At 33.1% G+C, this 12,499-nt stretch carries 11 protein-coding genes; all 11 read left to right on the top strand.

What is annotated here, in order from left to right:
• The first annotated feature begins 3 nt into the window (after positions 1–3).
• The 11 genes from OLM53_RS05500 (at position 4) to gmd (ending at position 12,487) form a co-directional block, all read left to right on the top strand.
• Positions 4–1,119, top strand: coding sequence for a hypothetical protein (locus OLM53_RS05500; protein ID WP_264522043.1), 1,116 nt, complete (start codon positions 4–6; stop codon positions 1,117–1,119).
• The gene (locus tag OLM53_RS05495) at positions 1,116–2,246 is read left to right on the top strand and encodes a CapA family protein (protein ID WP_264522042.1); all 1,131 of its coding nucleotides are present in this window, start codon (positions 1,116–1,118) and stop codon (positions 2,244–2,246) included. Before OLM53_RS05500 ends, OLM53_RS05495 begins: the two co-directional genes overlap by 4 nt.
• Before the next feature lies 1 nt (position 2,247).
• Positions 2,248–4,140, top strand: coding sequence for an asparagine synthase (glutamine-hydrolyzing) (asnB, locus tag OLM53_RS05490; protein ID WP_264522041.1), 1,893 nt, complete (start codon positions 2,248–2,250; stop codon positions 4,138–4,140).
• A gap of 1 nt (position 4,141) precedes the next feature.
• A complete protein-coding gene (locus OLM53_RS05485; RefSeq protein WP_264522040.1) occupies positions 4,142–5,152 on the top strand; it encodes an ATP-grasp domain-containing protein in 1,011 nt (336 codons plus the stop codon).
• Positions 5,153–5,155: 3 nt separating this feature from the next.
• Positions 5,156–6,124 (top strand): glycosyltransferase, encoded by a 969-nt coding sequence (locus tag OLM53_RS05480; RefSeq protein WP_264522039.1) that lies wholly within the window; start codon positions 5,156–5,158, stop codon positions 6,122–6,124.
• Positions 6,106–7,182, top strand: a complete 1,077-nt coding sequence (locus OLM53_RS05475; protein ID WP_264522038.1) for a glycosyltransferase — start codon at positions 6,106–6,108, stop codon at positions 7,180–7,182. The genes OLM53_RS05480 and OLM53_RS05475 overlap by 19 nt, the downstream gene beginning before the upstream one ends.
• A complete protein-coding gene (locus OLM53_RS05470; protein ID WP_319799861.1) occupies positions 7,182–8,243 on the top strand; it encodes an acyltransferase in 1,062 nt (353 codons plus the stop codon). Before OLM53_RS05475 ends, OLM53_RS05470 begins: the two co-directional genes overlap by 1 nt.
• 61 nt (positions 8,244–8,304) lie before the next feature.
• The gene (locus OLM53_RS05465; protein WP_264522037.1) at positions 8,305–9,210 is read left to right on the top strand and encodes an NAD-dependent epimerase/dehydratase family protein; all 906 of its coding nucleotides are present in this window, start codon (positions 8,305–8,307) and stop codon (positions 9,208–9,210) included.
• Position 9,211: 1 nt separating this feature from the next.
• Entirely contained in the window at positions 9,212–10,348 is a 1,137-nt protein-coding gene (locus tag OLM53_RS05460) for a glycosyltransferase family 4 protein (RefSeq protein WP_264522036.1), read from the top strand.
• Positions 10,349–10,354: 6 nt separating this feature from the next.
• Positions 10,355–11,305 (top strand): GDP-L-fucose synthase family protein, encoded by a 951-nt coding sequence (locus tag OLM53_RS05455; RefSeq protein WP_264522035.1) that lies wholly within the window; start codon positions 10,355–10,357, stop codon positions 11,303–11,305.
• Positions 11,306–11,332: 27 nt separating this feature from the next.
• Complete coding sequence (gene gmd, locus OLM53_RS05450; RefSeq protein ID WP_264522034.1) at positions 11,333–12,487, top strand: GDP-mannose 4,6-dehydratase; 1,155 nt, start codon at positions 11,333–11,335, stop codon at positions 12,485–12,487.
• Positions 12,488–12,499: the final 12 nt, after the last annotated feature.

The following is a 12,499-nucleotide window of genomic DNA, read 5'->3' as shown; positions in this document are numbered from 1 at the left end:
ATAATGTCTTTGTTTACCAATAAAATTTCATTTCTAAAATCTTTCGCAACAGGAGTTGATATCAATAAGAAAGGAATTTCTATAAAAGAAAAACTTATTATTATCGAGTCTGATGATTGGGGAGCTATTCGAACACCTTCAAAAGAAACGGTTAGCTATTTTGAACAAAAAGGGTTTGGAATTGCCAATAGTATCTATAAAAATGATGCCCTAGCATCTCAAGATGATTTAGAAAAATTATTCGAAGTGTTGCAACTTTATAAAGGAAGTGACGGGAAACCGGCGGTTATTACAGCCAATAGCATTATGGCAAATCCAGATTTCGAGAAAATTAAAGCTCATGATTTTCAGGAGTATTTTTGGGAATCTTTTACAGAAACATTTAAACGATATCCAAAACATCAGAACAATTTTCAACTTTGGAAACAAGGTGGCGAAAATGGTGTTTTTCATCCGCAGTTTCATGGTCGTGAGCATTTAAATGTAAAGCGTTGGATGAAAGCTTTGCAATCAAAAAATGAGGACATACTAATCTCTTTTGATCAGCAAACTACTTATTCTGGAGATGGAGATTATAGTTTTATGGAAGCCTATGATTGGGACACCCAAGACGAAATAAAACAACATGAAATCATTATTGCAGAAGGACTGAAAATTTTTGCAGAACATTTCGGTTTCAAACCTAAAAGCTTTATTGCTCCTTGCTACAATTGGGATACAAAATTAGAACCTTTTTTAGCTAGTCAAGGTATAGAATGGATTCAGAGTTTACGCTCACAGTTACAACCAACGGGAGTTTTTAATGAATACGAATCGATTCGACATAGTTTTGGTCATCAGCAAAATGGATTGCGTTACAATATCCGCAACTGCTTTTTTGAACCAAGTATGTTGCCTCAAAAAAATTGGGTAGATAGTTGTTTAGCTCAAATTCAAGCAGCTTTTTTATTCTCAAAACCTGCTGTGATTTGTTCTCATAGAATTAACTTTGTAGGCTATATCAACTCGAAAAATGGAGAGAGAGGTTTGAGTGATTTAAATCAATTACTGAAAGCAATAGTAAAAAAGTGGCCAGAAGCAAAGTTTATTACCACCGATGAATTATCTAAATATATATGATTAAAATAGGTTTTACTGGCGATTTTTGCCCATGGCTTCGCGTTGAAAATGAATTTAAAGCGAACAATTGGCAACCTCTATTTCAAGAAGTCAAAACTTTTTTTGACCAAAACGATTTAAATGTTCTTGATTTAGAATGCCCTTTAACTAATGCTGTTGATGGAATTAACAAAACAGGACCACATATTAAAGCTCATCCAGAAACGGCAACTATTTTAAATCATTTGAATTGTGAAGTAGTAGCCACTGCCAATAATCATTTTAAAGATTATGGTTGGAAAGGAATGCAAGAAACCTATGAAACTTTGACTAAAAATAAAATTTCTTGGTTAGGTAGCGGTGCTAATTTTGAAGAAGCTTCTAAAACTTTTTATTGGAAAAAAGACGATTGCACTATAGCTTTTATAAACATTACCGAAAACGAATGGACCACAACTCATGACTCCAATCCAGGTTGTCATCCTATTGATTTAGCAAATGTTTTTAATCAGATACAAACTGCTAAAAAATGTGCTGATTTTGTTATTGTCATTGCTCATGGTGGTCACGAGCATTATGAATTGCCAAGTCCAAGAATGAAAAAATGGTATCGCTTTTTTGTTGATGCTGGAGCCAATGCTGTTGTAGCCCATCATACCCATATTATTTCTGGTTACGAGGTGCATCATGATTCTCCAATTTTTTACAGTCTTGGAAATTTTTGTTTCGATTGGGAAGGACTAAGGAATAAACCTTGGAACAAAGGAATGATACTTCGCTTAGCATTCGAAAAAAACAAGCCTATAACTTTTGAAATGGAATTTGTTTCCCAAAATAACGATGCTGTTGGTCTTACTTTATTAAAAGATGAAGATAAAAAAACCATGATGACCCACCTAGATAAATTGAATGTTATCATTGCCGATGATGCAAAGTTGGAAGCTGAATTTCAAAAGTATGCAGAAACTTGGAAAGCGGTTATGAACACTTGGATTCAGCCTTATAAAGGAAAAATTATGTCCAGCCTTTACAAACGTGGCCTTTTGCCATCAATTATTACTAAAAAAAAGAAACTGCTTTACACTAATTTGATTCAATGTGAAGCGCACCGAGATATTCTTTTACAATCCATAAACCCTAATAAATAGTATGTGCGGATTTACAGGATATTATTATTTTAATGACCAAAAAGATTCGAATAATCAAATTATTCGTCAAATGCTCTCAATTCAAAAGCATCGTGGACCTGATGATTCAGGTATTGTAGCGATTAATACAGTAGAGAAGTCTTTTGAAAATGTTTCTATTGCAGAAGAAGTGAATTTTAAAAAACCAAGTGATCTAATCTTTGGTTTTAACCGTTTAAGCATATTAGATCTTTCTCCAATGGGACACCAACCAATGGTTAGCCCAAATGAAAAAGTGATTCTAATGATGAACGGAGAGATTTACAATGCTTTTGATTTTAAACCCGAGTTAGAGCAAAAAGGATATAAGTTTAAAAGCACCTCTGATACTGAAGTTATTCTGCATTTGTACACTGAATACGGCATGAAAAAAATGATTTCAATGCTCAACGGAATGTTTGCTATGGCAATTTATGACTTGGAATTAGACACCTTATTTCTGGCTCGAGATCGATTTGGAATTAAACCGTTATACCTTTTACAAGAAAAGGGAAGATTAGCTTTTGCATCAGAAATGAAAAGTTTTAAAGCATTGGCAAACTTTAAATTCGAACCCGATTTCAGTAAATTAGATGAGTTTTTATTGTTCAGAAATGTTATCAATGATACTTTGTTTAAAAACATTACCAATTGTATTCCGGGTACTTATTTAAGTATTAAAAGTGGAAAAATTCAATCGCATACCTATTATGAATTAGACAAAGAAGGGACTAATACTATTCCAAGTAATCAAGCACAGTATCAATTAGAGAATGCACTTCAGAAAAGTGTCGATTCCCAAATGATAAGCGATGTGAAACTAGGTTGCCAGCTTTCCGGTGGTGTCGATTCCTCTTTAGTAAGTTATTATGCCGCCGAGTCCTTGAAAGAAGGGAATCTTGAGACCATTTCCATTATTTTTAAAGACCCCCGTTTTTCGGAAGAAAAATTTATTGATAAAGTTGCTCAGCAATTAGATCTAAAGGCTCATAAATTTGAAATGGATGCTCAATACTATTTTGAGGTGTTGGAGAAAGCAATTTGGCATTTTGAACAGCCCATGAATCATCCTAATACCATTGGAATTTATTTATTAAGTCAAGAAGCCAAAAAACATGTTACGGTTTTGTTGAGTGGAGAAGGAGCAGATGAATGTCTCGCGGGTTATAGCCGATTTGTTAGAGCGCTTCAGTTCCCTTATTTTAAAAGACAATTTTTAGGTGGTTTGAAAAGAAATATCAATTTTGCTTTTGAATATTTGAACTATTTTTTCAATGCCAATAAAAGAATGGTTATGGAAACTGCCTTTGGAAGTTTGGCCACAGCTCATGCGTTGAAGTCTAATTTCAAACTTGACAATGCCATAACTGAAAGAGTACAACTTCTAAAGAAATTAAAAGGGAATACCAGTCTTAAGCAAAGAAAATACGAATTGCTAACTTATTTGCCTGATTTGTTAATGCGTCAAGATAAAATGTCGATGGCTCATTCTATTGAAAACAGGGTGCCTTTTTTAGATAATAATATGGTTACTACCTCTTTAAATATTTCAGGTGATTTATTGACAGGAAAACATAACGGAAAAGAGGAAAGTAAAATTTTACTCAAAGATATTTGTGCTACCAAATTTGGTGAAGACTTTGCTTACAGAGATAAAATGGGATTCGGAATTCCGTTAAGAGAATTTTTTTCATCTACCGTTTTCAAAGAAAAATGGAATACACAAATTGCGCCTAAAATAAAAAATAGAGGTCTATTTGAAGTAAAGGAATTAAATTCTTGGATGCAAAATATTGATCATGCCTCATCAGATCAAATGGATGCTATCTGGTTGATGTTAGGTTTTGAATTATGGGCACAACACTATTTAGATTAAAATGATAGCTATCCACAACAATACAAGTACTGATTTATTCCATTTTAGATGGATTGAATATTGCGATAAAAACAACATCCCGTATAAGTTGGTTAATTGTTATGATAGCGATATCATTCAGCAATTAAAAGGGTGTTCCACTTTAATGTGGCATTATCATCAGGCGAATCCAACGGATATTATCATGGCAAAATCGCTTCTCTTTTCTTTAGAACAGAGTGGGGTAAAAGTTTTCCCTGATTTTAATACAGCATGGCATTTTGACGATAAAGTTGCACAGAAATATTTATTAGAAGCCTTAGAAATTGATATAGTTCCAACCTGGGTTTTCTATAATAAAAAAACAGCTAATCATTGGATTGAATCCGCTTCATTTCCCAAAGTTTTCAAACTAAAAGGAGGAGCAGGTTCTCAAAACGTGCAATTAGCAAAAACAAAAGAGGACGCCAAATCATTGGCCGATAAAGCTTTCGGAAAAGGTTTTCCAGCTTATGATGGTTGGGGAAGTATTAAGGAAAGATTTAGAAAATGGCAGTTAGGTAAAACCAGTTTTTTCGATGTCTTGAAAGGGTTTGCGAGATTGTTTAATCCACCGCGCTATGCTAAGGTAATGGGTAATGAAATGGACTACTTGTATTTTCAAGAGTTTATTGCCAATAACGATTCTGATATTCGAATTGTTGTTATTGATGGAAAAGCATTTGGAATTAAAAGAATGAATAGAGAGAATGATTTCAGAGCTTCTGGTAGTGGATTTATTTTATATGATAAACAATCAATAGACGAATGTTTCGTGAAAGCTGCTTTTGAAGCCAATAGAAAACTAAATGCCCAATGCATTGCCTATGATTTTGTATTAGATAATGAAAACAAACCGCTGTTGATTGAGATAAGTTATGGCTTTGCCAATGGTGGTTATGATGCTTGTGTTGGCTATTGGGATGAACAATTAAATTGGTATGAAGGATCATTTAATCCCTACGGATGGATGATTGATTTGATGCTTAAATAGATAATGATGAAGTACGCCCCAATTTTTGTAATGGTCTATGATCGATTAGATAGCTTAAAAAGATGTATTGAATCACTTCAAAATTGTGAAGAATCCTCGGAATCTATCCTTTACATATCTTCAGATGCTGCTTATAGAAGTCAGGATGTCGAAAAAATTGAATCCGTTAGAAAGTACATTCAAACAATTTCAGGTTTTAAAAAAGTGATTCCAATTACTCCTAAAGAAAATTTAGGATTAAATAAGGCATATCATTTTGCCATCGATTTGATTTTTAAAGAACATGAAACTTATATTTTTTTAGAAGATGATATTATTGTCGCTCCCGATTTTTTAAAATTCATGAATGAAGGATTAGAGTTCTATAAAAATGATGCTAAAATCATTTCTATTTCTGGGTTTTCACATTCCGTTTTTTTTGATGTTGATTCGAGTTTACAATCAGATGTTTATTATACAAATCGCTGGTGTCCCTGGGGATTTGCATCATGGAAAGATAAAATGACAAGGATGTCAACCCTTTCATTAGAACAATTAAAACAAGATTTGAATACTAAAAGTTTTGTAAATAAGTTGGACGAAATTGGAATCGATTTATACACGGCTTTTCAGAGAAAATTATACAAAAAAGAACCTTTGGTTTTAGATTATAATTTTGTTCATCACATGGTGAAAAATGATTTGTATACCGTTACTCCATACAAAACAAAAACGTTCAACATCGGTAACGATGGATATGGGACGCGAACTAAGAAAAATGAAAAGTTTACAAAGTTTGATACTACTGCTTTAAATCAGATTAATCCTTTTCAGTTTTCTGAGTTTTCAAAAGATAAAATAAACAACACGTTTAATTTTTTATGCAACAATACTAGAACTAGTAAGCTAAAACGTTTATTAAATTCGATTGGCTTATTACAGTTTGGGTATTATTTACATGAAATCAAGAAAAAATGGCGAAAAAGAAAATAGTCATAGTATTGCCCAAACTAACTCCAGGTGGAACAGAAAGAACCGCTGTAGTTTTGGCAAATTATATGGTCGATAAAGATATTGATGTTACTGTTTTGGTAATGTTCAAAAGAGACAAATTCTATGAACTTCATCCAAATGTAAAACTTGTTGAGCCAGCAAATTTTCGTGATAAATATGGCAAAATTTTATCATTTCCGATTTTACTTTGGTACTTGAGAAAAAACATCAAAAATGAAAAACCAGACACCATTTTTTGTCTTGGTTATATTCTCCTAGGAATGATCACTTCACTCGGATTAAAATCAAAAGTCATTATTTCTGGAAGAAGTAGCCCAGACAGACTAAGATTTCCTGGAAATAAATTGTTTAATGCATTTTATAACCTTTGTTATTCGATTTTGAAATTCAGAATCAACGGAATTATTGCACAAACGAATTATGCCAAAGAAGTTTATCAAAAAAAATACAGTTGCCCAATTGTTGTTATTCCCAATTTTCTAAGAGAAATCAAAGAATATAATCACGAGCGGAAAAATCAAATCATCACATTAGGAAGATGTTCTTATGAGAAAGCACAGCATTTTTTACTAGAAGCTTTTTCAAAAGTTAATGCACCTAACTGGGAATTAGCCATTGTTGGAGACGGACCCTTAATAGAAGATTTAAAAAGTCAGGCAAATGAATTGAATATTGCAGAAAAAGTCGAATTTTGCGGTTTTCAAAAAGATGTTGATTTTTATCTGTCGCAGGCCAAAATTTTCGGATTCACTTCAATAATAGAAGGCTATCCAAATGCGCTAATTGAAGGTATGGCAAACGGTTTGGCTCCAGTTAGTTTTGATTGTGTTGCTGGACCTTCAGATATTATTAAAGAAGGTGAAAACGGATTTTTAATTCCAGTTGGGAATGCTACTCTATTAGCCGAGAAGCTACAGTTATTAATTGATAATCCAAAGGTGTTGAACGAAATTGAAAACAATGCTTCAAAAATTAAACAAACCAACGATTTGAAAATTATTGCAGAATTGTACAAGGATTTTTTAATAAAACAATAATGAGACTAAAACATTTTACAGAATTAGACGGTGTAAGAGCGATTGCTGCTTTGATGGTTATGGTTTTTCATTTTTGTAATAACATACAAACGACTAGTCCAATTTTAATTTTAATAAAAAAGTTTGCCTTTATTGGACAAACAGGGGTGTCACTATTTTTTGTTTTATCAGGTTTTTTAATTACAAGAATCCTATTAAATTCAAAAAAATCGGACCACTTTTTCTTGAATTTTTATATTCGAAGAGCGTTGCGAATTTTTCCTTTGTATTATCTATTTCTCATTATTTTTTATTTCCTTTTGCCAGCTCTAGACGGATCCGAAATTGTTCCTTTTGGACAGCAGATTTATTTTTGGGTCTATTTGCAAAACATTGCCATGACATTCAGATGGGACCCAATAGGGCCACAGCACTTTTGGTCTTTGGCAGTTGAAGAACATTTTTATTTTTTCTGGCCTTTTTTAATTTATTATTTAAATACTAAAAGAATTAAAATAGCTATTTGGATGATTATTTTAATTGCTTTTGTTGTCAGAGTTCTTATGGTTACTAACCACATCGAAGTTTTTTATTTTACTATTTCAAGGATGGATGAATTAGCGGTGGGTGCTTTACTTGCTCTTTGGGAGCTAAAGGGTAAATTACAAGAATCCGAATCTAAAAAATTTATTGCACTATTTGGACTAATATTAATTCCAACCTTCATTTTATGGTATTTTACTTCAGGAATGAAAATAGATTTTATTCAAATGGTTAAATTTATCTTATTAGCATTTTGTTACTTCTGTTTCATTGGATATGCCATCACTTGCAAAGCAAATCATTGGATGAAAAAGATGTTGCAACAACGATTTCTACTTTATTCAGGTAAGATTAGTTATGGTTTATATGTCTATCATCCTTTATGTTTTATGATAGTGAACAAGTATTTCAAAAGCAATTCTATTATAATTGACTTTTTAACTAGTTTTATTTTTTGCTATTGCATTGCAAGTCTAAGTTATTATTTGTTTGAATCTTTATTCTTGTCATTTAAGAAAAAATTTAGTTATAACGCTTAAAAACCCCAAGCAAATTATTTGATTGGGAAAAAAATATATTTTAAAAATTTAAAATTTATATATGAAAATTTTAATAATTGGCTCTAAAGGATTTATTGGTGGTGCAGCTGTTGGGTTTTTCAAACAGCTTAACTACGAAGTGTTTGGTTGTGATGTAGTGACTGATTATGTAGACAAAAAATATATTCAGATTGATGTGACAAATTCAGATTACAATAGCATTTTTAAAGAAAATAAAATAGATGTTTGTCTCAATTGTTCCGGTGCAGCGAGCGTTCCTTTATCCATTGAATTTCCATTGAAAGATTTTAACCTAAATACAGTTAATGTTTATAAAATATTGGAAGCCATCAGGATGCAACAACCTAAATGTAAGTTTGTAAATCTTTCTAGCGCTGCGGTTTATGGAAACCCGACTATTTTACCTATCAATGAAAGTGCATCATTAAAGCCATTGTCTCCTTATGGTATTCACAAGATGCAGGCCGAGCAGATATGTAAAGAATTTTATGATTATTATAAAATAAAAACATGTTCTTTAAGAATATTTTCTGCTTATGGAAATGGCTTAAAAAAACAATTGCTTTGGGATTTATTTAAAAAATTTGCTTTTAATGACAAAGTTGAATTGTTTGGAACTGGTAATGAAACCAGAGATTTTATTCATATTGATGATGTTTTACATGCAATTCACCTGATAATCCAAAAAGCTTCTTTTGTTGGTGAGGAAATTAATTTGGCAAATGGTGAAGAGCAATCAATAGGTTATATTGCTGAATTATACAAAGATATTTTAAGAAGTGATAAAGCAATAGTATTTAACCAATTTTCAAAACCAGGTGATCCTCTAAATTGGAGAGCCGATATTTCTAAACTTTTAGCAATGGGTTATGTCCCAAAGAAGAAGTTGGAGGATGGAGTTAAAGAATACATACATTGGGCGAAACAATTAAAAACTGATTATTAAGATGATTATTGAGAGAATTAGGCTAGGAATTCTTTTTAATTTCAATGTTAAATGGACAGGTGGAATTATTTATAATCTTAACATAATAAAAACCCTTAATTTTTTAGATGATAAGCATAAACCTCATGTATTGGTATTTTATAATCCAACCTTAAAAAAATACATAGACGAAATTGATTATCCTTACCTTCAATTGGTGCCGTATTATTTTCCTTCGATATATAAAGGTTACATCGATTCTTTTCTGAAAAACAAAAATACGTTTGTACATGATTTGGTTGTCAATCATAAGCTAGATGCAATTTTTCCAATGCATGATTATCCAGTGAAAAGTAAATTAGACGCCAAATTAGTTTCCTGGTATGCCGATTTACAGCACATGTATTACCCGCAGTTCTTTACCAAACGAAAAGTAATCGAGCGTAACGCCCGAATTAAATTGATACTTAAAAATTCTAAAGATTTAGTGGTTTCCAGTCAGGCGGTAAAAGATGATTTCTTGAAATTTTTCAAAGTTCCAAAAAACCTAAATATCCATATTTATCATTTCGTTTCCATCATTGAAGGTTTGCCCGATATGACATTTGATGAAATTCGAGCGAAGTATGATTTGCCTGAACATTTCTATATGATTTCTAACCAGTTTCACAAACACAAAAATCATAAAGTAGTATTTGAGGCTGTCGCCGAATTAAAGAAAAAAGGTATCGAAGTTAGTATCGGAATCACAGGACGTTTTCCGGACGAACCGGATTCGCCTTACATGCAGGAATTGCACGATATCATCAATAAAAATGATTTGAAAAAATCGATTAAATTTTTAGGATTGATTCCGCGTGGCGACCAATTATTATTAATGAAATATTGTAAAGCCATCTTACAACCCAGTTTATTTGAAGGCTGGAGTACCGTTATCGAAGATGCAAAATCCCTTCAAGTTCCAGTAATTGCTGCTAATCTAAACGTAAACATTGAACAGCTTGAAGAAACTGGGACTTATTTTGAACCTCACAACGTGGAGCAATTAGTTTCGATTATGGAAAAATATCCCAATAGAGATTACACCAAACCATTATACGATTCGTATGATAGCCGCATGAAAGCTGCTGCCAACGAATTATTATCTGTTTTTAAATAAATACTAATGAACAAATCTTCAAAAATATACATTGCAGGACACAAAGGAATGGTAGGAAGTGCCATTTGGAATGCGCTGAAAGCTAAAGGATATGAAAATCTTATCGGTAAAACCAGCAAGGAACTCGATTTGAGAAATCAGGCCGCCGTTCAGGATTTTTTTGCTACTGAAAAACCCGATGTGGTTATTGATGCAGCTGCTAGAGTAGGCGGAATATTGGCCAACAATAATTATCCGTTTACGTTCCTGATGGAAAACATGCAGATTCAAAACAATCTAATTGATACTTCTTTAAATCAAGATGTAGATAAGTTTATCTTTTTGGGAAGTTCCTGCATTTACCCAAAACTAGCACCACAACCTCTAAAAGAAGAATGTCTGTTGACCTCGTCATTAGAACCTACAAACGAATGGTATGCTATTGCCAAAATATCCGGAGTGAAAGCTTGTGAGTCTATCAGAAAACAATTCGGGAAAGATTTTGTGAGTTTGATGCCAACCAATTTATACGGACCAAACGATAATTTCGATTTGCAGACGTCACACGTTTTACCAGCGATGATGCGTAAATTTCATGAAGCGAAATTGAACAATAACGAAGCAGTTACACTTTGGGGTTCGGGTTCACCAATGCGGGAGTTCTTGCATGTTCATGATTTGGCGGATGCTGTAGTTTTTGCTTTAGAGAACCCCTTTGCAGAGAATTTGTACAATATTGGAACTGGAGTTGATTTGACTATAAAATCGCTCGCTGAAATGATTCAGAGAACAGTCGGACATAAAGGAGAAATCATTTGGGATAGTTCAAAACCTGATGGAACGCCAAGAAAATTAATGGATGTTTCCAAAATGGCAAATCAAGGCTGGAAAGCTAAAATCACTTTGGAAGAAGGAATAAAATCAACCTATAGTTGGTTTTTAGAACACGAACATTCGTTTAAAGAAATCAAAATATAATTATATACTTAAAAAAAAATCAAACTAATGAAAACCGCATTAATTACTGGAATTACAGGACAAGACGGAGCTTATTTAGCAGAATTGCTTCTTGAAAAAGGCTATATGGTTCATGGTATCAAAAGACGTTCGTCGCTTTTCAATACAGATAGAATCGACCATTTATATCAAGACCCGCATGCTAAAGGAATTCGTTTGAAATTGCATTATGGTGATATGACTGATTCGATGAATATCACCCGAATCATTCAGGAAGTACAACCGGATGAAATATACAATCTGGCTGCAATGTCTCACGTTAAAGTGAGTTTTGATACACCAGAATATACCGCAAACGCGGACGGAATAGGAACACTTCGACTTTTAGAAGCCGTTCGCTTGTTAGGATTGCAAAACAAGACTAAGATTTATCAGGCATCAACTTCTGAGTTATACGGTTTGGTACAACAAGTGCCACAATCAGAAACCACTCCTTTTTATCCGCGTTCACCTTATGCTGTTGCTAAAATTTACGCCTATTGGATTACCGTAAATTACCGCGAAGCCTACAATATGTTTGCCTGCAACGGAATTCTGTTCAATCACGAATCACCTTTGCGTGGGGAAACTTTCGTAACCCGAAAAATAACCCGTGCTGTTGCCAAAATTGCTTTAGGATTACAAAGCGATTTATACATGGGTAACCTTGATGCACAACGTGATTGGGGACATGCTAAGGATTATGTAGAAGCGATGTGGAGAATCTTGCAACAAGATACCGCAGAAGATTATGTAATTGCAACAGGAATCACAACAAGAGTTCGTGATTTTATAAAAATGGCATTCCAAGAAGTTGGTTTCAAATTAAGATTTGAGGGAGAAGGCGTAGAAGAAGTTGGGATTTTAGAAGAAATTGATACTGAAAGATATCATACAGCTTTAGGAAAAGAGTTTGCTACAAAAGAATTCAAGATTCCTGCTATTGGAAGCACTTTGGTAAAAGTAGACCCAAGCTATTTCCGTCCAACTGAAGTAGATTTACTAATTGGAGATCCAACCAAATCGAAAACGAAATTGGGTTGGCAACCGAAATATGATCTTAAAATGCTTGTTGAGGAAATGGTTTCATCGGACGTAAAATTATTCCAAAGAGATATTCATTTAGCTGAAGGCGGACATAAAATCTTACGTCAAGCAGAATAATTGTAATTTCAT

The organism is Flavobacterium sp. N1994 (assembly GCF_025947145.1).
Taxonomy (GTDB): domain Bacteria; phylum Bacteroidota; class Bacteroidia; order Flavobacteriales; family Flavobacteriaceae; genus Flavobacterium.
This window is presented reverse-complemented; position numbering and strand designations above follow the sequence as displayed.